This is a genomic window from Aminobacter anthyllidis (assembly GCF_018555685.1).
GTDB lineage: Bacteria > Pseudomonadota > Alphaproteobacteria > Rhizobiales > Rhizobiaceae > Aminobacter > Aminobacter anthyllidis.
The window spans coordinates 196,108-217,283 of sequence record NZ_JAFLWW010000002.1; the positions used below are offsets into that span (position 1 = coordinate 196,108).

Annotated in this window: 16 protein-coding genes; 9 read left to right on the forward strand and 7 right to left on the reverse strand. The window is 64.6% G+C overall.

Annotation, left to right across the window (positions count from 1 at the left end; genetic code table 11):
- Nucleotides 1–33: 33 nt before the first annotated feature.
- On the reverse strand, nucleotides 34–2,370 hold the full coding sequence (locus J1C56_RS06100; RefSeq protein WP_214387030.1) for an autotransporter family protein: 2,337 nt from the start codon (nucleotides 2,368–2,370) through the stop codon (nucleotides 34–36).
- A 402-nt stretch (nucleotides 2,371–2,772) separates the two neighbouring features.
- Between J1C56_RS06100 and J1C56_RS06105 the strand changes: the two genes are divergently transcribed.
- The 7 genes from J1C56_RS06105 (at nucleotide 2,773) to J1C56_RS06135 (ending at nucleotide 11,657) form a co-directional block, all read left to right on the forward strand.
- Nucleotides 2,773–4,272 carry a replicative DNA helicase gene (locus J1C56_RS06105; RefSeq protein ID WP_214387032.1) on the forward strand — a complete coding sequence of 500 codons (1,500 nt, stop codon included), beginning with the start codon at nucleotides 2,773–2,775 and terminating at the stop codon, nucleotides 4,270–4,272.
- A 247-nt stretch (nucleotides 4,273–4,519) separates the two neighbouring features.
- Nucleotides 4,520–5,923 (forward strand): DNA repair protein RadA, encoded by a 1,404-nt coding sequence (gene radA / locus J1C56_RS06110; protein WP_214387034.1) that lies wholly within the window; start codon nucleotides 4,520–4,522, stop codon nucleotides 5,921–5,923.
- Between the two features lie 28 nt (nucleotides 5,924–5,951).
- Nucleotides 5,952–6,554 (forward strand): CvpA family protein, encoded by a 603-nt coding sequence (locus tag J1C56_RS06115; protein WP_214387036.1) that lies wholly within the window; start codon nucleotides 5,952–5,954, stop codon nucleotides 6,552–6,554.
- 81 nt (nucleotides 6,555–6,635) lie between these two features.
- Nucleotides 6,636–8,105 (forward strand): amidophosphoribosyltransferase, encoded by a 1,470-nt coding sequence (gene purF, locus J1C56_RS06120; protein ID WP_214387038.1) that lies wholly within the window; start codon nucleotides 6,636–6,638, stop codon nucleotides 8,103–8,105.
- Between the two features lie 211 nt (nucleotides 8,106–8,316).
- Nucleotides 8,317–9,063: an SDR family NAD(P)-dependent oxidoreductase gene (locus J1C56_RS06125; protein ID WP_192566029.1), complete on the forward strand. Its 747-nt coding sequence runs from the start codon at nucleotides 8,317–8,319 to the stop codon at nucleotides 9,061–9,063.
- A gap of 115 nt (nucleotides 9,064–9,178) precedes the next feature.
- Nucleotides 9,179–10,945 carry an SLC13 family permease gene (locus J1C56_RS06130; protein ID WP_214387040.1) on the forward strand — a complete coding sequence of 589 codons (1,767 nt, stop codon included), beginning with the start codon at nucleotides 9,179–9,181 and terminating at the stop codon, nucleotides 10,943–10,945.
- Nucleotides 10,946–11,030: 85 nt separating this feature from the next.
- The gene (locus J1C56_RS06135) at nucleotides 11,031–11,657 is read left to right on the forward strand and encodes a hypothetical protein (protein ID WP_214387042.1); all 627 of its coding nucleotides are present in this window, start codon (nucleotides 11,031–11,033) and stop codon (nucleotides 11,655–11,657) included.
- A 10-nt stretch (nucleotides 11,658–11,667) separates the two neighbouring features.
- Here the strand turns inward: J1C56_RS06135 and J1C56_RS06140 are convergent, their stop codons facing one another.
- Complete coding sequence (locus J1C56_RS06140) at nucleotides 11,668–12,174, reverse strand: OsmC family protein (RefSeq protein ID WP_214387044.1); 507 nt, start codon at nucleotides 12,172–12,174, stop codon at nucleotides 11,668–11,670.
- A gap of 116 nt (nucleotides 12,175–12,290) precedes the next feature.
- Here J1C56_RS06140 and J1C56_RS06145 point away from each other — a divergent pair, with 116 nt between their 5' ends.
- Both J1C56_RS06145 and J1C56_RS06150 read left to right on the forward strand, forming a co-directional pair.
- Nucleotides 12,291–13,205 carry a DMT family transporter gene (locus J1C56_RS06145; RefSeq protein WP_214387046.1) on the forward strand — a complete coding sequence of 305 codons (915 nt, stop codon included), beginning with the start codon at nucleotides 12,291–12,293 and terminating at the stop codon, nucleotides 13,203–13,205.
- A gap of 224 nt (nucleotides 13,206–13,429) precedes the next feature.
- Complete coding sequence (locus tag J1C56_RS06150) at nucleotides 13,430–15,649, forward strand: AMP-binding protein (RefSeq protein ID WP_214387048.1); 2,220 nt, start codon at nucleotides 13,430–13,432, stop codon at nucleotides 15,647–15,649.
- On the opposite strand, the gene pssA is transcribed toward J1C56_RS06150, so the two are convergent.
- The 5 genes from pssA to J1C56_RS06175 form a co-directional block, all read right to left on the reverse strand.
- Nucleotides 15,646–16,419, reverse strand: coding sequence for a CDP-diacylglycerol--serine O-phosphatidyltransferase (gene pssA / locus J1C56_RS06155; RefSeq protein WP_214388249.1), 774 nt, complete (start codon nucleotides 16,417–16,419; stop codon nucleotides 15,646–15,648). The genes J1C56_RS06150 and pssA overlap by 4 nt on opposite strands.
- Before the next feature lie 80 nt (nucleotides 16,420–16,499).
- The gene (locus J1C56_RS06160; RefSeq protein WP_214387050.1) at nucleotides 16,500–17,198 is read right to left on the reverse strand and encodes a phosphatidylserine decarboxylase; all 699 of its coding nucleotides are present in this window, start codon (nucleotides 17,196–17,198) and stop codon (nucleotides 16,500–16,502) included.
- Between the two features lie 163 nt (nucleotides 17,199–17,361).
- The gene (locus J1C56_RS06165) at nucleotides 17,362–19,260 is read right to left on the reverse strand and encodes an ABCB family ABC transporter ATP-binding protein/permease (RefSeq protein WP_214387052.1); all 1,899 of its coding nucleotides are present in this window, start codon (nucleotides 19,258–19,260) and stop codon (nucleotides 17,362–17,364) included.
- A gap of 14 nt (nucleotides 19,261–19,274) precedes the next feature.
- The gene (locus J1C56_RS06170) at nucleotides 19,275–19,610 is read right to left on the reverse strand and encodes an ArsR/SmtB family transcription factor (RefSeq protein WP_214387054.1); all 336 of its coding nucleotides are present in this window, start codon (nucleotides 19,608–19,610) and stop codon (nucleotides 19,275–19,277) included.
- Between the two features lie 68 nt (nucleotides 19,611–19,678).
- A complete protein-coding gene (locus J1C56_RS06175; protein ID WP_214387056.1) occupies nucleotides 19,679–21,109 on the reverse strand; it encodes a LysM peptidoglycan-binding domain-containing protein in 1,431 nt (476 codons plus the stop codon).
- Nucleotides 21,110–21,176: the final 67 nt, after the last annotated feature.

The following is a 21,176-nucleotide window of genomic DNA, read 5'->3' on the forward strand; positions in this document are numbered from 1 at the left end:
TCGGGCACCCGACCGAAGCCGGGCGCGACCTCATCACCATTTGACCTGCAGGCCGATATTGCCTTCGAAGACGCGGCTGCGCTCGCCGCCGAGATTGACGGTGTAGTCGGCCACCGCAAAGGCGCTGACCTTGTCGGTGAAGGCGTGGGTTATGCCGGCGCCAAGCTCAAGCCTGGTTCCGCCTGTCTCGACGCGGATCGCGTCGCTGTCGAAGTAAGTGACGTCTTCGCCATCGAAGCCATGCCAGAGATTGGCCTTGAGATAAGGCTTGAGCTGGCCAGACGACGTTTGGAACGTGCCTTGCAGGCGCGCACCAACACGGCCGGTGACGCCGCGCCCCTCGTCGAAACGGACAGTGGACAAGGTATCGTCGGCATCGTCGAAGGACACATCCTGCCAGATGATCTGGGCCTGAGGCTCGAACACCCAGTTCTCGCTCAAGGCGAGCGGGACGCCGGCTTCCAGCGAGGCGGTCAAGACGCGGCCGTCGGCATCGATGCCGATGGAACGGTCCGAGTTTGCATCGCCACCGAACCAGGTTCCCATCAGCACGGCATCGAGATACCAGCCACTGGCTCCGACATGGGTGTAATAGCCGCCGACGCTGTAGGCATCGAGATCGAGCTTGCCAGCAGCAAGATCTGCCTGCCCCTGGACCGCGCCGCGGACATCCGCATTGAGGCTGGCATAGCCGAGGAACAGGCCGGCGACATTGCGCCCTCCCGCCTCGGTCTCGCCACGCCAGAAATCAAGCCCGGCCTGGATGCCCAGTGTCGTGCTGTCAGCCGAAGGCGACACCGTCCCAGACCAGTTCTGCTCGGCGCCGGAGCCGAACACCCGTCCCCATGTCGTTGAAAAATCATCGCCGCCGGCAAGGAAACCCTGCTCGCCCCGGCGCTCGTGGAAAGTGCCGAGCGTCGCCATCGCGACGTCGCGGGCCATCGGCGGCATCACCGAATAGACAGCCGTTTCAGGCCGGATCAGCGGAATGCCCGGCTCGGCTGGATCGACCGGATTGACCAGCTCCGAGCGCAGGTACCAATTGTCGCCAAGGCCTGTGGCATCGCCCCGGAACAGCAAGTATTCGTAGGCGCCATAGGCTACCGGGCTGGCAAGCGTGAAAGCACCGGCGTCTGTCGTCCCGCCTGAAGTCGTCTCGACGACCAGGATGCCGTCGGCATTGGTCTGCTGGCCCGTACCGCCAAGATTGACAACGACGATACCGGTCGAACCGCTGGCGTTGCCGCCTTCGATGACCAGCTTGTCGGAGGGTGCGCCGTCGCCAGCAACGACCATGTCGAGCCTGAGATAGCCGCCGGCGCCAATGTAGTTGCCCACCACCGTGAACGTGTCGGTAGCACTGGCAGCGCCATTGGTCAGGTCGATGGTCCCGGCATTGGTCAGCGTCACGGCGTTGCCTGAAGTGAAGGCGCGCACGGCGGCATTGACGCCTGCGCCGGCAAGCAGCCTGCTCGACGCGTCTATGCCGAGGCTACCAGTGGCTGACAGCGCATCGCCAAGCACGAAATCGCCGTCGAGCGTGAACGCGGAGCCCTGATTGAGGTTGACGGTTTCCCAGTTGATGTAACGGCCAACGCTCGAAGAGCTGCTGCCCTCGAATGTCAGCGTGTCGATACTTGCACTCGTGCCGCCATTGATGACCTGGCCTGCGGCAAAGCTCGCCTCCGTCAGGCCGCGCAGCAGCGCCGTGTCCCGACCGTTGCCCATCACGACATTGCCGCCAATGCTGCCGCCTCCCAACCAACGGAAAGTGTTGTTGCCGTTGCCGAGATCTACAAACGTGCCAATTGACGCGGTACCGGAAACCTCCAGCAGATCGTTGCCCTGGACTGCTTCGATCGAGGTATCGATCGTGCCTCCCGACATCCGCATCTCGTTGTTGGCCTGCTCCAGATCGACGTTGCCAATACGCCCGCCGGTCATGGTCACGAAATCACCGGCGAAGAACTCGCCGATGATGCGGCCGCCGCTGATCGTCGCGGTGTCCAGGGCGCTGCCCTGATTGAGCGAGTTGATCACGCCACCGGTCATGATGAACACATCGGCGCCGCCACTCTGATTGACCGCGCCGTCAATCGTGCCGCTGTGGATTTCGACGCGATCAACAAAATTTCCGAACACCACATCGCCGGTGATGGTTCCCGTACCACCACCTGGCATGGTCAGCGAATTGGTGCCGTCGGTATCGGTCAGTCCCCCGCTCGCGCCGCTGTCGCAGACATAGATGCTGTTACCGGCGGTCGGCGTCAGGTCGCAAGCGGCAAAGCCGGCCTGCGTCGAACCCAACAAAACCATGGCGGTGGATGCCAGCCAGCCTATCCGAGCCGGTGCAGGGCGAAGAATGTGCATATTGCCTCCTCAAGCAGATGAGGCCGATGCCGCAGCAGCGCGGATTCGCCCCCAGGGCCCTCCGAGCATATGCATCGCCATGTGCCGCATCGCGATGAACAGGCTCCAGGGAAAGCAAAGATCACCGAATGCCTGAATAAAATCAACAACCCAATGTATACAAATTACCTCTTTATTGTGCTGGACACTTTCTTGGTAAATTCGCGGTCCCGTTTGAATTTTCCCGTTTTGTTCCTGTCGGTATGCGGCTAGAATCACCCCGACTCGCGTCAACCGAGTTTCGTCATCGTACCGCCCGTCCCTGTGGACGAGTGTGGATAGCGTGGCCAGTTGAAATGACGATGGGCGCTTTTGGTCCGGGCTCTGCTACTGGGAACGTTCGGCAACGGATTGGGGACGACATTGGCAGAGGCAGCGCGCAAGTTCGAAGTGGCGGAAGCGACCCCGCTCTACCGGGAAGCCCCCAACAACATCGAGGCCGAGCAGGCTTTGCTCGGCGCCATGCTGGTCAATAATGACGCCTTCTACCGCGTCTCCGACTTCCTCAAGCCGACCCACTTCTACGAGCCGCTGCACCGCAAGATTTTCGAGGTTTCGTCCGAGCTCATCCGCATGGGCAAGATGGCAAACCCGGTGACCCTCAAGACCTTCCTGCCGACCGACGAGAAGGTCGGCGACATGACGGTCATGCAGTATCTCGTCGCGCTTGCCGCCAACGCCGTGACGGTCATCAATGCTTCGGACTACGGCCGCGCCGTCTACGATCTCGCCACCCGCCGCGCGCTGATCACGGTCGGCGAGGACATGGTCAACATCGCCTATGACGCGCCTGTCGACATGTCGCCCTCCGACCAGATCGAGGACGCCGAGCGCCGCCTGTTCGAACTCGCCGAGACCGGCCGCTATGACGGCGGTTTCGAAAGCTTCTCCGACGCGGTCAAGACCGCGATCGACATGGCCAGCGCGGCCTATATGCGCGACGGCCATCTCTCGGGCGTCGCCAGCGGCCTGCAGGATCTCGACGCCCGCATGGGCGGTCTGCAGTCTTCCGACTTGATCGTGCTCGCTGGCCGCCCCGGCATGGGCAAGACCTCGCTCGTCACCAACATCGCCTTCAACGTCGCCCATGCCTATGTGCCCGCGCAGCAGGCGGATGGCTCGTTCAAGGCCGAAAACGGCGGCGTCGTCGGCTTCTTCTCGCTCGAAATGTCGTCCGAGCAGCTCGCCACCCGTATCATTTCCGAGCAGGCCGAAGTGCCCTCCTCCAAGATCCGCCGCGGCGATCTCACCGAGGCCGACTTCGAAAAGCTGGTCAGCTGTACCCAGACGCTGCAGAAGATCCCGCTGTTCATCGACTCGACCGGTGGTATTTCCATCGCCCAGCTCGCAGCGCGCGCCCGCCGCCTCAAGCGCCAGCGCGGCCTCGACGTGATCATCATCGACTATATCCAGCTGATGCAGGGCTCGTCGGCCAAGTCGTCGCAGAACCGCGTCCAGGAAATCACCGAGATCACCACCGGCCTCAAGGCACTGGCCAAGGAACTCAACGTCCCGATCATCGCGCTGTCGCAGCTGTCGCGCCAGGTCGAAAGCCGCGACGACAAGCGCCCGCAGCTGTCCGACCTTCGTGAATCGGGCTCGATCGAGCAGGACGCCGACGTCGTGATCTTCGTTTACCGTGAAGAGTACTATCTCAAGAACAAGGAGCCGAAGCCCGGCACCGACGAGTATCTGAAGTGGGAAGGCGACATGGCCGAAGTGCGTGGCAAGGCCGAAGTCATCATCGCCAAGCAGCGCCACGGCCCCACCGGCACCGTCAGCCTTGGCTTCCAAGGCGAATTCACCCGCTTCTTCGACCTCGCACCCGAGCATCATTTGCCGGAGAGGTTTGGAGAACAGTAGGCTTTGTCAAGCGCAGCACCTCTTCCCACCCCCCTCTGGCCTGCCGGCCATCTCCCCAGCAAGGGGGGAGATTGGTTGCGTCACCAGCGGCGGTCATCCTGCGCGTTCGCAACTGCAGGCATCGTAACGTTGGTGATTGGCCGCGGCGCCAATGACAACGTGATCTCCCCCCTTGCGGGCGAGATGGCCGACAGGCCACAGGGAGGTGCGAAAGCACACGGCATCTCCCAAGCATTGCGTCGTACCCATGGCTAAAGCACGCGTCCAATTCATCTGCCAGAACTGCGGCGCCGCGCATCAGCGCTGGGCCGGCAAGTGCGATTCCTGCGGCGAGTGGAACACGCTCGTCGAGGAAGGCACGTCGGGCGGCATCGGCTCCGGCCCCGGTTCGCTCAAGAGCGCACGCACGGGCCGCCCCGTTACCCTGACCTCGCTTGACGGCGACATCGAGGACGCGCCGCGCATCGTCTCGGGCATCGGCGAGCTCGACCGCGCCACCGGCGGTGGCTTCGTGCGCGGTTCGGCACTGCTGATCGGCGGCGATCCCGGCATCGGCAAGTCGACGCTGCTGACCCAGGCAGCGGCGGCGCTGGCATCGCGCGGCCACCGCGTCGTATACGTTTCAGGCGAAGAAGCGGTCGCCCAGATCAGGCTGCGCGCCCAACGCCTCGGCGTCGCCTCCTCGCCGGTCGAACTCGCCGCCGAGACCAATGTCGAGGACATCCTGGCCACCATCGCCGAGGGCAAGCGGCCAGACCTTGTCATCATCGATTCGATCCAGACTCTGTGGACCGACCTCGCCGATTCAGCACCCGGCACCGTCACGCAGGTGCGCGCCTCGTCGCAGGCGATGATCCGCTACGCCAAGTCGACCGGTGCCGCAGTCGTGCTTGTCGGCCACGTCACCAAAGAAGGCCAGATTGCCGGCCCTCGCGTCGTCGAGCACATGGTCGACGGCGTGCTCTATTTCGAAGGCGAAGGCGGCCACCACTTCCGCATCCTGCGCACCGTCAAGAACCGCTTCGGCCCGACCGACGAGATCGGCGTCTTCGAGATGTCCGACAAGGGCCTGCGCGAAGTCGCCAACCCCTCCGAACTGTTTCTGGGCGAACGCCATGCCACGGCTCCGGGAGCGGCCGTCTTTGCAGCGATAGAAGGCACGCGGCCGGTGCTGGTCGAGATCCAGGCGCTTGTCGCCGCCTCCACGCTGGGCACGCCGCGCCGCGCGGTCGTCGGCTGGGATTCCTCGCGCCTGTCGATGATCCTCGCCGTGCTCGAAGCCCATTGCGGCGTGCGCTTCGGCCAACATGACGTCTATCTCAACGTCGCGGGCGGCTACCGCATTTCCGAGCCGGCTGCCGATCTGGCTGTGGCTTCCGCACTGGTTTCATCGCTTACCGGCCTTGCTCTGCCCGCTGATTGCGTCTATTTCGGCGAAATCAGCCTTTCAGGCGCCGTAAGGCCGGTTGCGCATGCGCAGCAGCGCCTTAAAGAGGCCGAAAAGTTGGGCTTCGGAAGGGCCGTGCTGCCCTCCGGCAGCGGGGAGCTCGCAGGTGGAATCGGAGCCGGATCGTTCCAGCCGACCGCACTCGCGGATCTGGTGGCGCGGATAGCCGGCTCAAGGCGAAGCCGCGCGGAAGAGACGGACTGAAACCGTCGCCATGGAGTGAGTGGACACGATGCCGATTACGCTGCTTGACGGAATTCTTGTCGGCTTCACCCTGGTTTCGGCGATGCTCGCCATGGTGCGCGGATTTTCACGCGAAGTGCTTTCGGTCGCCTCATGGGCGGCCGCCGCAGCTGCCGCCTTCTTCTTCTACAAGCCGGTGGTGCCGTACGTTCAGCCCTATATCGACAATGAAAAGATCGCCATGGCCGCTGCCGCCGGCATCGTCTTCGTCATCGCGCTGATCGTCGTCACCATCATCACCATGAAGATCGCCGATTTCATCATCGACAGCCGCATCGGCGCGCTCGATCGCACGCTCGGCTTCCTCTACGGTGCTGCCCGCGGCATCCTCGTCGTTGCCGTCGGCCTGTTGTTCTTCAACTGGCTTGTCGGCACCAACGCGCCGGCTTGGGTCGCCGAAGCGAAATCGCGCCCGCTGCTCGAGAGCATCGGCACTTCGATCGAAAACCTGCTGCCCGAGGACCCCGAGAACTCGATCCTCAAGAAGCTCAATTCGCAGAGCGGCGAGCCCGAGGCCGGAACCACAACGCCGCCGGCCGACGCTCCAGCCGAAGGCGACACGCCCGCCGAACCGGCGCCGACCAACAACTGATTTCGCATGAGGCGGGATAGCGCGTTGCCCTTCCCGCCTCATCGCACTATATAGCGTTTTTGCGACAAGAGGCCGCCCCCGATGGCAGACGCAGCTGACGTGCTTTCCGCGGAAGCCGATGATCATTTCCACGACGAATGCGGCGTGTTCGGCATTTTCGGCCGACAGGACGCCGCGGCAATCGTCACGCTGGGGCTACATGCGCTCCAGCATCGCGGCCAGGAGGCCGCCGGCATCGTCAGCTATGACGGCAGCCAGTTCCATGTCGAGCGCCATGTCGGCCTGATCGGCGACACCTTCACCAAGCAGCGCGTCATCGACAGCCTCAAGGGCAACCGCGCCATTGGCCACACCCGCTACGCCACGACAGGCGGCGCGGGCGTCCGCAATATCCAGCCTTTCTTCGCCGAGCTCGCCGATGGCGGTTTCGCGGTCGCGCACAACGGCAACCTGACCAATGCCATGACCGTGCAGCGCGCACTGCAGAAGCAGGGCTCGATCTTCTCGTCGACCTCCGACACCGAAACCATCCTGCACCTGGTCGCCACCTCCAAGGAACGCGACCTCAACGCACGCTTCATCGATGCGGTGCGCCAGGTCGAGGGCGCGTTCTCGCTGGTTGCGCTGTCGTCGAAGAAGATGATCGGCTGCCGCGATCCGCTCGGCATTCGCCCGCTCGTGCTCGGCGACCTCGACGGCTCCTGGATCCTTGCCTCGGAAACCTGTGCGCTCGACATCATCGGTGCGCGTTTCGTACGCGACCTCAAGCCCGGCGAGATGGTCATCGTCACCTCCAAGGGCATCGAGAGCATCTTCCCGTTCGAGCCGCAGAAGTCGCGCTTCTGCATCTTCGAATATGTCTATTTCGCCCGTCCCGATTCCTCGGTCGAAGGCCGCAACGTCTATGACGTGCGCAAGAGCATCGGTGCGGAACTCGCCATCGAAAGCCCCGTCGACGCCGATATCGTCGTGCCGGTGCCGGATTCCGGCACCCCGGCCGCGATCGGTTTCTCGCAGCAGGCGGGCATACCCTTCGAACTCGGCATCATCCGCAACCACTATGTCGGCCGTACCTTCATTTCGCCCGGCGATTCCATTCGCCACATGGGCGTCAAGCTCAAGCACAATGCCAACCGCCGCATGATCGAGGGCAAGCGCATCGTTCTGGTCGACGATTCCATCGTCCGCGGCACCACCAGCCAGAAGATCGTGCAGATGGTGCGCGACGCCGGCGCCAAGGAGGTGCACATGCGCATCGCCTCCCCGCCCACCCGCGCCTCGTGCTTCTACGGCGTCGACACGCCGGAAAAATCGAAGCTCCTGGCCTCGCGCATGACGATCGAGGAGATGGCCGAGTTCATCCGCGTCGACTCGCTCGGCTTCCTGTCGATGGATGGCCTCTACCGCGCTGTTGGCGAGACGAGCCGTAACGCCGAGCAACCGCAATATTGCGACGCCTGCTTCTCCGGCCAATATCCGACCCGCCTGCTCGACCACGAAGGCACCGACAACGTGCGTTCGCTGTCGCTGCTGGCCACCGGCGGACTGTAGGTAGTTAGTGCGTCCTTCGAGGCTCGCTGCGCTCGCACCTCACGATGAGGAAGGTCTGCGCCTGCTTCTCAGATTGGGGCCTGGCAATACTGCGCTCTCCGACCGGGCGAGCGACGACTGCTGCTACGGCCCTCATCCTGAGGTGCGAGCGCAGCGCGCCTCGAAGGACGCACAATAAAGATGTTCGAACAGCAGCGGCGATAAGCAAGACATGACGACCACTCCCGACCTTTCCGGCCGCATCGCCCTCGTCACCGGGGCATCGCGCGGCATCGGCTACAACACCGCCAAGCAGCTCGCCGCTGCCGGCGCCCATGTCATCGCCGTCGCGCGCACCGTCGGCGGACTTGAGGAGCTCGACGACGAGATCAAGGCAGCCGGCGGCCAGGCGACGCTGGTACCGCTCGATCTCACCGACATGGCCGGCATCGACCGCCTCGGCAGCTCGATCAACGATCGCTGGGGCAAGCTCGACATCCTGGTCGCCAACGCCGCCGTGCTCGGCGTCATCGCGCCCATCGGCCATGTCGAGGCCAAGGTCTTCGACAAGGTCATGGCGGTCAACGTCACCGGCACCTGGCGGCTGATCCGTTCGGTCGATCCGCTGCTGCGCAAGTCGGATGCCGGCCGTGCCGTCATCGTCAGCTCCGGCTCCGCCCATTCCGCCCGCGCCTTCTGGGCACCCTATGCGGCCTCCAAGGCGGCGGTCGAGGCGCTCGCCCGCTCCTGGGCCGACGAGACCAAGAACACCGCCCTGCGCGTCAACATCTTCGACCCCGGCACCAGCCGCACCGCGATGCGCGCTCTGGCCGTACCGGGTGAGGATCCGGCAACCGTCGCCCATCCCTCCGAGACGGCAAGCCATATCCTGCAGATGGTCGACCCTGCGCTCACCCGTACCGGCCAGATCTACCAGATCCGCGAACAGCGCTGGGTCTCCCACCAGAAGCCAGCCTGAGCGCTCGCCCAACTGACGGAGAGATGTCCGGCAGCATAGCGCAAGCAATGCCGAAGCAACGATATGGCGGTTGCCGCGTTGACCATCGCCAGACCAATACGAGGACATCGGCTGCATGACCACCGACCAGCTGATGTCCTTCGCCGTCATCGCGCTGATGATGGTGGCATTCGTCTGGGGCCGGTTTCGTTATGATCTGGTCGCCTGTGCTGCCCTTATCACGGCGGTCGCCATCGGTATCGTGCCGCAGGCGGAAGCGTTCAGCGGTTTCAGCGACGACATCGTCATCATCGTTGGCTCAGCCCTTCTGGTCAGCGCCGGCGTCGCCCGATCGGGCATCATGGAATATGCCATCCAGCGCTTCGCCCCCGACGTTTCGAGTGTAAGAGCCCAGCTTGCGCTGCTGGTCATCATCGTCACCATCCTCTCGGCGTTCGTGAAAAACATCGGCGCGCTGGCGATCATGATCCCCATCGCGTTCCAGTTCGCTCGCCGGTCCAACGTTTCGCCGTCAGTGTTCCTGATGCCGATGGCATTCGGCTCGCTACTCGGCGGCCTGATGACCCTCATCGGCACCTCGCCGAACATCGTCGTCTCGCGGGTGCGCCAGGAGATGACTGGCGAGGCGTTCTCGATGTTCGACTTCACCGCCGTGGGCGCGACGCTCGCCGCGGCCGGCATCGTTTTCCTGGTGCTGTTTTACTGGCTTTTGCCCATCCGCACCCGCGCCTCGGCGTCGATCCACGAAGCCCTCGACGCCAACAACTACGTCACCGAGGCTCGGCTCGTCGCCGATTCCACCATCGTCGGCAAGACGCTGGCTGATCTGCTCAAGCTCGGCGGCAGCCGCGCTGTCGTCACCTCGATCCTGCGCTCGCGCGCGCTGCATGTCACACCGTTCCCCGACGTGGTGCTGCGCGAAGGCGATATCCTGCTGATCGAAGGCGTGCCAGAGGCGCTGGACAGCATCGTCACCCAGGCAAAGCTCAGCGTCACCGGCAGCCGCGACTCCGCCGGCGGCAAGCACGCCGCGGCGGCAGTCGAAGCGGTGATCGGCGAAAACTCCAGCCTGATCGGCGGCTCGGCGCAGCGTCTTGCGCTTTACGACCGCTTCAACGTCAATCTGCTCGCCGTCAGCCGCAAGGGCGAGCGCATCCAGGAGCGGCTCGGCGCGGTCACGCTGCGCATGGGCGACGTGGTGGTGCTCCAGGGCAATCGGCAGACCCTGCCCGACATCTTGCGCGAGCTCGGCTGCCTGCCGCTGGCCGAAAGGTCTATCCTGCTCGGCAGCGTTCGCCGTGGCATTGTTCCGCTCGCCATCCTGGTCGCGGCGATGGCCGCTACCGCCCTTGGCCTGTTGCCGGTGGCGCTCGCCTTCTTCACGGCTGCGGTCGCCATGGTCCTGTTCCGCGTCATCCCATTGCGCGAGGTCTATGGTGCCATCGACGGCCCGATACTTGTCATGCTGGCAGCCCTCATTCCCGTCAGCGACTCGTTGCGGCGGACTGGGGCCACCGACATCATTTCCGCCTGGCTCGCCGAATTCGCCTCGACACTGCCGCCTGCCGGCGCACTGGGGCTGATCCTCATCGTCGCCATGGCGGTCACGCCCTTCCTCAACAATGCCGCGACCGTTCTGGTGGTCGCCCCCATTGCTGCGAGCTTCGCCACCACGCTGGGCTTTCGCCCCGAAGCCTTCCTGATGGCGGTGGCGATCGGCGCCGGCTGCGACTTCCTGACCCCCATCGGGCACCAGTGCAACACGCTGGTGATGGGCCCCGGCGGCTACCGCTTCTCCGACTATCCGCGCCTTGGCCTGCCCCTGTCGCTGCTGGTGATCATTGTCGCCGTGCCGATGCTGATGCTCGTCTGGCCGATGTAGGCGACACGCAAGCGTGATTGGCCGGTGATTTCGGCCAGTCCTAGTTTTGCAGCCCTCAATCAAGAAAATGAGGGAGGACCACTTCATGAAACGCATTCTCGTCATGTCTGCGGTGCTGTTCGCCAGTCTGTCGGCCGCCAGTGCCCAGGACGGCACGATGAGCTTCTTCGTCACCAGCGCCGGCCTCGGCAAGGGCGCCAATCTCGGCGGCCTCGCCGGTGCCGATGCCCATTGCCAGAGCCTGGCCGAAGCTGCCGGCTCCACCGGCAAGACCTGGCACGCCTATCTCTCGACCAAGGATGCTGACGCCAAGGACCGCATCGGCAAAGGCCCATGGGTCAACGCCAAGGGACAGAAGATCGCCGACGACGTCGCCTCGCTGCACAGCGACGCCAACAACATCAACAAGGAAACCGCCCTCGACGAGAAGGGCAATTCCATCAATGGCCGCGGCGACCAGCCCAACAAGCACGACATCCTGACCGGCTCGATGCCCGACGGCACCAAGGCAGCCGACCAATCCTGCGGCGACTGGACCCTCGACGGCACCGAGGGTGCGGCCATGATGGGCCACCACGACCGCATGGGTCTCGACGATTCGGCGGCCGCCAAATCGTGGAACTCATCGCATGCCTCGCGCGGCGGCTGCAGCCAGGAAGCGCTGAAGGGAACCGGCGGCGACGGCCTGTTCTACTGCTTCGCCGCCAATTAGGCCGACACAGCTAGCGTTCGGCCGAAACCGACAGTTCCGGCCGGACGTTCAGCGTCTGGAACACAACGCAGTAGCGTTCAGTCAGCTTGATCAGCGCATCGATGCGCTCCTGCGGCTCGTCGGTGTCGAGCTTGAAGGTGAGCCGGATGGCGCGGAAGCCGACCGGAGCATCCTTGGCGACACCGAGGGTGCCGCGAAAATCGAGATCGCCCTCGGCCGACACCACTGCTTGGCCAAGGCGGAATTCGAGCGCCGTCGCCACTGCCTTCAAGGTCACGCCGGCACAGGCCACCAGCGCTTCGAGCAGCATGTCGCCCGAGCACAGCTCCATGCCGCTGCCACCCGTCGCCGGATGCAGGCCGGCGGTGACGATCGCCCGGCCGGTATCGACCTTGCAGGAAATCGACTGATCGTCGACGTTACCGCGTGCCCGAAGCGTGATCAGAGCGCGCCCGGCGTCCTCGCGATAGGCATCCTTCATCGGCGTCTGAAGCGCCTTCAACTGTGCGGCATCCATCACTTTCTCCCGGACAGACAAGTCGCGCCATCCTAGCACAGCTGCGCCGGTCTCCTGACAGGAGGCTGTCAGTGGCGCGGGGATAGGTTAGGCTCACCTTCAGGGAGGCAATGGTAATGACCGCGACCGACACCGCTGCACAGCAACGGCTTGGCATGGTGCTTGTCGCCTCGTCAGCCGCCGTGTTCGGCCTTGCCGGCATCCTGACAAAGTCGATCGACGCCGACCCGCTGACCATCACCTCCTGGCGCGGGCTGATCGGCGGCCTGCTGATCTTGGCCTATGTCCTGTGGCGGCGGCGAAACGGCGCCGGCGAAAGCCTGCATCTCGGCTGGCAAGGCTGGGTGTTGGCCGTGCTTGGTACTATCTCCAGCATCGCCTTCATCGCCGCCTTCAAGAACACCTATGTCGCCAATGTCGTGGTCATCTACGCCACCGTGCCGTTTGTCGTCGCCCTGCTCGCCTGGCTGATCGTCGGCGAAGTGTTCCGGCGCCAGACAGCAGCAGCCGCCGTCGTGTGCCTTGTCGGTGTCGCGGTCATGGTCTGGTCCGGGCTCGGTGGCGGCCATGCCTTCGGCGACACATTGGCACTGCTGATGACCTTCCTGTTTGCGCTCTACGCCGCCCTTGTCCGTCGTTTTCGCAACGCCCCGGTCGTCTGGGCAGGCGCAGTTTCGGCCTTTCTCGGCATCATTCCGGCCTGGTTCGTCACCGATCCGCTCGCCGTGCCGCAAGGCAGCATTCCACCGCTCATCATTTTTGGCTTCACCTTCGCACTGGCCGTCGTCTTGTGGACCGAGGGCGCGCGCCGCATTCCCGCAGCCGAAGCCGGCTTGCTCGGTACAGCCGAAGTGCCATGCGGCATCTTCTTTGCCTGGCTGTTCCTGGCTGAATTGCCACCGGTGGCGAGCCTTGTCGGCGGGGCTATCGTGCTTGCGGCGGTGTTCTGGCACGCCTGGCGCGACTGGGCAAATGCCCGCGACACAGCCACTCCACCCCGCCTGATCGAAAAAGAATCGCAAAAAGCCTGATCAGCGCGGAACCAAATGTTAGCGACCGCGTTCTTGTGCTCAGGACGGGTTGCCCCATCCCCCATCCCCTCCACCCGTCCCTTTGCTTAAGCCGGTCGCAAGACCGGCTTTTTCCTGTCCTGACGTCGAGGAGGATGGTGGGATGATGATGCGCATTGACCTTGCGTCGTCATCGTCTAGTTTCGGTGCGCGCGGTGGGCTTCGCGTGCATTGGGAGGTGCGGCATGGTCCTGGCCAGTGCAATTGTGCTCGGCTTCATCGCGGCATGGATGCTTGCCGCCGGTGTTTTGATGCACGGACGCGGCATCCGCTTCCGCCAGGCCCTGCTTTATCTGCCGCTCAAGCTGATCTACCGGGTGCAAGATGGCGCCATGCGTCAGGCGCGCGACGCCGACGCTCCGGTCATCTACGTCATCTCGCACCAGTCGCGCCTCGAACCGGCGCTGATGCTTTCGCTGCTGCCCGAGCAGACGCTGCACATCCTCGACGACGCCTCGGCCAAAGCCTTCTGGCTCGAGCCGTGGCGTGAGCTTGGCCGAACCATCGCCTTCAACGCCGAGCATGTCTTCGTCAGCCGCCGCCTGGTGCGCGTGCTGCGCGGCAAAGGTCGCCTCGCCGTCTACCTGCCCGATACCGTCGAGCCTGACGTCAAGGCGTTCCGGCTGTTCCGCGCCGTCGCCCGCATCGCCATGCAGGCCGATGCCCGCATCGTGCCGATCTTCGTCAGCGGTGCCCGCCACCTGCCGTTTTCACTGACACCTGCCGAACGCGCGCCGCGCCAGTGGTTCCAGCGGCTCAGGATCGTCGCACTGGCGCCAATGACCATGGCCGAACTGCTGCAGCGCGCCGGCTACAGCCAGACCACAACGGCAAACGCCCTGTTCGACCGCGTTGCCGAAGCGCGGCTTGCCGGCACCGATCTCGACCGGGGCGTGTTCGGCTCGATGGTCGACGCCGCCAACCGCTACGGCCCCTCGCGGCTGATCGTCGAGGACGTGGTCACCGGCGCCTTGAGCTACCTTAAGCTTTTGACCGGCGCGCGCGTGCTCGGCAGGCGTTTCGAAGCGCTGTCCAGCCCAGGCGAGGCTGTCGGCATCCTGCTGCCCAACGCCAACGGCGTTGTCCTGGCCATGCTCGGCCTGATCTCGGCGGGTCGCGTCGCCGCGATGATCAACTACACCGCAGGCAGCGCCAACGTCGCCTCGGCGGTGAAGACAGCCGTGATCAAGACCATCGTCTCCTCGCGCGCCTTCATCCAGAAGGCCGATCTCGGCGACGTGGTCGCTGCCGCCGAGCAGGCCGGCGCAAGGATCGTCTGGCTGGAAGAGCTGCGCGACAGCATAACGACCTCGGAAAAGCTCTCCGCCGCTTTGCAGTGGCGCCGCCCGCTATATCAGCAGGACGCGTCGAAGCCCGCCGTCATCCTGTTCACCTCAGGCTCGGAAGGCACACCCAAGGCGGTTGTCCTGTCACATCGCAACCTCGTCGCCAACGCCATGCAGGCCGAGGCGCGCATCAGCATCTCGCCTGAAGACAAGCTGTTCAACGTGTTGCCGGTATTCCACTCCTTCGGCCTCACCGGCGGCACCATCCTGCCGCTTCTGACCGGCATCAGGCTGTTCCTCTATCCCTCGCCGCTGCACTACAAGATCATCCCCGATGTCGCGCGCAAGATCCGTCCGACGATCATGTTCGGCACCGACACCTTCCTCGCCGCTTATGCCCGCACCGCCGAGGATGGCGACTTTTCCAGCCTGCGCTTCATCGTTGCCGGTGCCGAGCCGGTCCGGGCAGAGACGCGCCGGGTCTGGCGCACCCGCTTCAACGCCGAGATCATCGAGGGTTTCGGCTTGACCGAGGCCGCCCCCGTCGTTGCCGTCAATACGGCGACGCATGGCCGCGACGGTACGGTCGGACGCCTGTTGCCTGCCATGCGGATGCGGCTCGAAGAGGTCGAGGGCGTTGCCGATGGCGGCCAGCTATGGCTCACCGGCCCCAATCTGATGATGGGCTACATGACATCAGACCGGCCGGGCGAATTGCAGCCGCTCGAAGGCTGGCTCGATACCGGCGATATCGTTTCTGTCGATCGCGAGGGCTTTGTCACAATACGTGGCCGGGCCAAGCGCTTTGCCAAGATCGCCGGCGAGATGGTGTCGCTGGGTGCCGTCGAGATGCTGGTGCAGGCGCTATGGCCGGAACAGCGTCACGCCGCGGTCGCCGTGCCCGACAAGCGCCGGGGCGAGCGCATCGTTCTGGTCACAACCGCCGGCAATGCCGATCCCGAAGCGTTGCGCGTCTATGGCAAGCAGGCCGGCGCCCCTGAGCTGATGGTGCCGCACGACATCATCAAGGTACACGAGATCCCGGTGCTCGGCTCGGGCAAGACCGACTATGTCGCCGCCCGCCGCCTGGCGCTCGACCAACTCGGGCTGGCTGCCTAGGCCTCGGGCTTGGGTTCGACGGGGGCTTCGGCTGCTGCCGCTTCGGCCGCTGCCGCGGAGGCACCCTCGATCTTGGCGCGGCGCGCATAGGCGCTGGCACTGAGCGGCAAAAACAGCAGGTAGGCGCCCACCGAGGCCGACAATGTCTGCCAGGGATAGACTGTCACGAGCAGCACATAAAACACCGCCAGCAGCATTACCGGCAGAAGGTGCTCGCGTTTAATCTTCAGTTTCTTGCCGGAATAGATCGGCAGCCGGCTGACCAGCAGGAAGGCGATGAGAATGGTGAAGGCGGTGGCGACGTAGGCTAGCGTACGGGTGCCTTCGACCCCCAGGAAGCCGATATACATCGGCAGCATCACCACAAGGGCGCCGGCCGGCGCAGGAATGCCGACGAAATACTCCGCTTGCCAGGCCGGGCGATCGAGATCCTCGTCGAGCACGTTGAAGCGCGCAAGCCTGAGGCCGCAGGCGATGACGAACAACAGCGTGCCGATCCAGCCAAGCGAACCGGCCTTGTCGAGCAGGTAGGCATACAGCACCAGCGCCGGCACGACGCCGAAATTGACGATGTCGGCGAGCGAATCCATCTGCGCGCCGAACTTCGACGTCGCCTTCAGCATCCGTGCCAGGCGGCCGTCGATGCCATCGAGAAAAGCCGCCAGCAGCACCATCACCACAGCCGATTCGAACCGGCCCTCGAAGGCGAGCCTGATGCCCGACAGGCCGGCGCAGATCGCCAGCACGGTGATCAGGTTGGGCAGGACCATGCGCAGCGGGATTTCGCGGATGCGCGGGCCGCCGCGGCCATGGGGCTCAAAGGGTTTGAAGGATGACACCGCCGCCGCCCTCAGGAGACCCGCACCAAAGGTGCGTGGCTCGTGCCGCCGAATTCGGCGAGGATGGTTTCGCCGGCAACGGCAGTCTGGCCGACGGCGACGCGGACGACTGCGTTGGTGGGCAGGAATACGTCGACGCGCGAGCCGAAGCGGATAAGGCCGAAACGCTCGCCAACGGCGATGTTGCCGCCAACATCGGCCCAGCACAGGATGCGGCGAGCCACGAGACCGGCGATCTGCACTGCCGCCACCTGCCCGTTGGGGCTGTCGATGACGATGCCGTTGCGCTCGTTTTCCTGGCTTGCCTTGTCGAGCTCGGCGTTGAGGAACTTGCCCGGACGGTGTTCAATTCGCACGATCTTGCCACGCACCGGCGCCCGGTTCACGTGGACGGAAAAGACATTCATGAACACCGAGATACGGGTCATTTCCGCGGTGCCGAGATTGAGCTCGCGCGGCGGCACGGCGGGGCCCACGGCCGAGACTACGCCATCGGCGGGGCTTACCACGAGCTTGTCGTCGACAGGCGTCACGCGCTCGGGGTCACGGTAGAAATAGGCGCACCAGGCGGTGAGAATCGCCCCGATCCAGAACAGCGAAGTGGAAAAGAAGCCCAGCAGGACGGCAACCGCCGCAAATCCGGCAATGAAGGGATACCCCTCGCGATGGACCGGAACGAAGGCGTTGCGGATCGTGTCGGCTATGCTCATGAAGTGGAGGCCGTTGCTGTTGAAGTCCCGGAGTGCTTACCGGAAACGACGACTAGCCGCAACGCGGCATTGGCAGCGCCCACCGCTATCGCGGGCCACGAGCGGCGTTATCGCCGCTCGCATTACAATTGATCACGCGAACCCGGCGGCCCGGAACGGCCACTCACTCCGCTTCGTTCGCGACCTCGGGCGTGCGGCGGCGCACGACGACGCCAAGCTCGTCGCCTTCGCGGGCCTGGCGCAGGCGCTCCTCGGCTTCGGTCGCCTCGCGCTGGCGATCCCACATCGCGGCATAAAGCCCGCCCTTCCCCATGAGCTCGGCATGGGTGCCACGTTCGGCGATGCCGCCATCGGCGAGCACGATGATCTCGTCGGCGGAAATCACCGTCGACAGGCGATGCGCGATGACGATCGTGGTGCGGCCCTTGCTGACCTGGTCGAGCGCGCTCTGGATTTCCTGCTCGGTCTGGGTGTCGAGCGCCGAAGTCGCCTCGTCCAGCATCAGGATCGGCGGCGCCTTGAGGATGGTGCGCGCTATCGCCACGCGCTGCTTTTCGCCACCCGAGAGCTTCAGCCCGCGTTCGCCGACCATCGCCTTGTAGCCGTCGGGCAGACGCTGGATGAAGCTCGAAATCTGCGCCAGATCGGCTGCCTTGCGCACATCCTCCTCGTCGGCGTTCACCCGGCCATAGCGGATGTTGTAGGCGATGGTGTCGTTAAACAGCACCGTGTCCTGCGGCACCATGCCGATCGCGCCGCGCAGACTCTGCTGGCTGACATCGCGGATATCCTGGCCGTCGATCAGGATCGCGCCCTGCTGGATATCGTAGAAGCGGAACAGGAGCCTGGAGATCGTCGACTTGCCGGCGCCCGACGGCCCGACGATTGCCACCGTCTTGCCCGCCGGCACCTCGAAGCTCACGCCCTTCAGGATCTGGCGGTTCGGATCGTAGGCGAAATGCACGTCGCGGAACTCGACCCGGCCCGAGCCGACGACAAGCGCCTTGGCATCAGGCTTGTCGACCACTTCCTGGCTCACGTCGAGCAGGTCGAACATCTGCTCGATGTCTGTCAGGCCCTGGCGGATTTCGCGATAGATGAAGCCGATGAAATTGAGCGGCACCGAAAGCTGCATCAGCATGGCGTTGATGAAGACGAAATCGCCGACGGTCTGGGTGCCGGCCATTACCTCCATCGCCGACATGGCCATGACAATGGTCATGCCGATGCCGAAGATGACGCCCTGGCCAAAGTTGAGCCAGCCAAGCGAGGTCCAGATCCTGGTCGCCGCCGTCTCGTAGCGCGCCATCGAGCGGTCGAAGCGCTCGGCTTCCATGCTCTCGTTGTTGAAGTATTTCACCGTCTCGAAGTTGAGCAGCGAATCGATCGCCTTGGTGTTGGCGTCGGTGTCGGAATCGTTCATCTCGCGACGGATGCCGATGCGCCAGTCGCTCGCCCACACCGTGAACCAGGTGTAGAGCCACACCGTCACCGCCACCACCGCCACATATTTCCAACCATAGGCGAAGCCGAAGATGCCGGCGGTCAGCCCGAATTCCAGCACCGTCGGCGCAGTGTTCAGGATGGTGAAGCGGACGATCGTCTCGATGCCCTTGGTGCCGCGTTCGATGATGCGCGACAGCCCGCCGGTGCGACGCTCGAGATGGAAGCGCAGAGACAACTGGTGCATATGCACGAAGGTGCGGTGTGCAAGCTGCCGCACCGCATACTGGCCGACGCGGGCAAACAGCGCGTCGCGCAGCTGGTTGAAGCCAAGCTGGACAATGCGCACGAAATTATAGGCGATCACCAGCATCACCGGCGCCACCAGGAAAGCCGGCAGCGGCAGCGGCGTGCGCTGGTCGCCGGCGAGCGCGTCCGTCGCCCATTTGAAGAAGTATGGCCCGGCCACCAGCGTCAGCTTGGCGACGAACAGGAACACTGTCGCCCACACCACCCGCGCCCTGAGGTCCGGCCTGTCTTCCGGCCACATATAGGGCCAGAGGTTCCTGATGGTGCTGAAGGTCGAGCCGCGTTCGGCGGATACTGTTTTGCTGGCCACTGTGCTTGCCTTGATTAGATGTCCGCGCCTTCGACAGCGCAGCAGGAGTCGACGAGCGCCGACACGGACGCCGAGACGGCGGCCAATGCCGCCTGGTCGATCTGATAGCGCGAGCGTTGCCGCTCCGGCGCGTAGCGGACCAGTCCGGCCTCGACGAGGATTTTCAGATGTTGCGAGACGGTCGACTGGGCGAGGTCGAGCTGATCGACCACTTCCTTGCAGCAGCATGACCTGCCGCCGGCCAGGCATCTCAGGATTTCGAGCCGTGCTGGATGCGACAGCGCGGCAAGCTTTTGGGTCACGTCCTTGACGGGCGCGCAGCAGGATGAGGTGTCAGAGAAAGAGTTCATCGTATATCGACGATAGACGATGAACTCTTTCCAATCAACCCGGATTGTCCGGAAAGCCGTTCCTGCGCTTACGGCTTGGGCGCCGGCATCGCCTGCGCGCCCATGGCGCCCATGTCGGCGGCCTCGCCTTCCTTGGACTTTTCAGGCACGCGGAACACCTGCCCCGGCCAGATGCGGTCGGGATCGCGAATCTGATCCTGGTTGGCGAGATAGATGTTCGAATAACGCACGCCGTGGCCATAGACACGGCGCGAGATGCGCCACAGCGAATCGCCGCGACGGATGATGACGGCGCCATCGACCGCCTCGAGCTTGGGCGCCGTCGTTTCTGGCGCTGCCGATGCTGCGGCAACCTCGGCCGGCTTGTCGGCCGTTGCAGCCGGTGCCTGAGCCGGTGCCGTGGCTTCCGCCGCTGGCGCAACCGTGGATGGAGCTGCCGGCACTTCGCCCGACATCGTCGTCTTGGCTTCGGCCGCTGGCGCAGCAGTGGCATCGGCTGGAGCTGCAGGTGCCTTCGGCTGCGGCGCAACGGCTGCCACTGCTTCGCCCGGCTCGCGCTGGAACGGCACGGCGGCGCGCGCCACGACCTTGGCGCCATTGGGCTCGAGCGCGTCGACGCGGATGATGTAGTCGCCGACAGGCAAATCGCGCTCGGCCTCGATCAGGAAGCGGCCTTCGGGCGACGTCAGCGTCTCGCCGATCAGGATCTCGTTGGCATAGGCGCGCACCTTGCGCCCGGCATCCGCCGAACCGGCGATGAAGATCTTCTTGCCTTCGATCTCGACGGCCTCGACGGCCACCTTGACCTGCGCAGCCGGCGCTTCCGATTTCGCCGGCGCGGGCTCCGCCGTAACAGGCGCCGCCGGAGTGGCTGACGGTGCGCTTGCCTGCTGCTCCGGCGTCGCCGGTGCCGAGGGCGCATCGGCCGGCTTAGGCACGGTGATCAGTTGGGATGGCTTGCCAGGTTCCTCGACCAGGGCCAGTACCTGGCCGCTGGGATCCGACGGCACCGACACTACTGCCGTCTCGGTCGAAGTCGCCACCACATTGTCGGGGGCAGTCGCGCGCAGCACGATCTGGTAGTCGCCAGGCTTGAGCGGATCGTCGAGCACGACGGCGAAGTCGCCGTCGGCGCCGGCAACCGCCGCGCCGATGACCTTCGAGCCAGTCACGATCTCGACCTTGGAATTTCCGGCAGCCTTGCCGGCGATGACAACGGAGCCGTTGTTTTCGACACGCACCACATCGAACGACGGCGCAACCACTGCGGCGGCCGCAGCGGCAGGCGCAGCTGGCGCCGGCGCGACCGTGGTCGTAGCCGGCGCGCCGGCTGCCGGCTTGTCGCCGGTTGGCGTCGTTGCCGCGGGTGCCGGCAGGGACGCGATCGCGGCGGGCGGCGCAAGATAGGGATCGAGTGCCCCGGACACATACGCAACAGTCGCAGCAGCGGCCGAGCCGCCTGCTGCGAGTAGGAATATCTTCAACGGATTAATAGCCATATTTCTCTGCCCCTAGCCGCCCGCCGGGTCTACCTTGTTTTGCCGGCAGCGACAAGAAAAAGCCCCG

What these genes read in the sequence shown, in the direction of transcription:
- J1C56_RS06100 (WP_214387030.1), bottom strand. Translation starts at nt 2,370, where the DNA reads ATGCACATTCTTCGCCCTGCACCGGCTCGGATAGGCTGGCTGGCATCC.
- radA (WP_214387034.1), top strand. Translation starts at nt 4,520, where the DNA reads ATGGCTAAAGCACGCGTCCAATTCATCTGCCAGAACTGCGGCGCCGCG.
- J1C56_RS06115 (WP_214387036.1), top strand. Translation starts at nt 5,952, where the DNA reads ATGCCGATTACGCTGCTTGACGGAATTCTTGTCGGCTTCACCCTGGTT.
- purF (WP_214387038.1), top strand. Translation starts at nt 6,636, where the DNA reads ATGGCAGACGCAGCTGACGTGCTTTCCGCGGAAGCCGATGATCATTTC.
- J1C56_RS06125 (WP_192566029.1), top strand. Translation starts at nt 8,317, where the DNA reads ATGACGACCACTCCCGACCTTTCCGGCCGCATCGCCCTCGTCACCGGG.
- J1C56_RS06130 (WP_214387040.1), top strand. Translation starts at nt 9,179, where the DNA reads ATGACCACCGACCAGCTGATGTCCTTCGCCGTCATCGCGCTGATGATG.
- J1C56_RS06135 (WP_214387042.1), top strand. Translation starts at nt 11,031, where the DNA reads ATGAAACGCATTCTCGTCATGTCTGCGGTGCTGTTCGCCAGTCTGTCG.
- J1C56_RS06140 (WP_214387044.1), bottom strand. Translation starts at nt 12,174, where the DNA reads ATGGATGCCGCACAGTTGAAGGCGCTTCAGACGCCGATGAAGGATGCC.
- J1C56_RS06145 (WP_214387046.1), top strand. Translation starts at nt 12,291, where the DNA reads ATGACCGCGACCGACACCGCTGCACAGCAACGGCTTGGCATGGTGCTT.
- J1C56_RS06150 (WP_214387048.1), top strand. Translation starts at nt 13,430, where the DNA reads ATGGTCCTGGCCAGTGCAATTGTGCTCGGCTTCATCGCGGCATGGATG.
- pssA (WP_214388249.1), bottom strand. Translation starts at nt 16,419, where the DNA reads ATGGTCCTGCCCAACCTGATCACCGTGCTGGCGATCTGCGCCGGCCTG.
- J1C56_RS06160 (WP_214387050.1), bottom strand. Translation starts at nt 17,198, where the DNA reads ATGAGCATAGCCGACACGATCCGCAACGCCTTCGTTCCGGTCCATCGC.
- J1C56_RS06170 (WP_214387054.1), bottom strand. Translation starts at nt 19,610, where the DNA reads ATGAACTCTTTCTCTGACACCTCATCCTGCTGCGCGCCCGTCAAGGAC.
- J1C56_RS06175 (WP_214387056.1), bottom strand. Translation starts at nt 21,109, where the DNA reads ATGGCTATTAATCCGTTGAAGATATTCCTACTCGCAGCAGGCGGCTCG.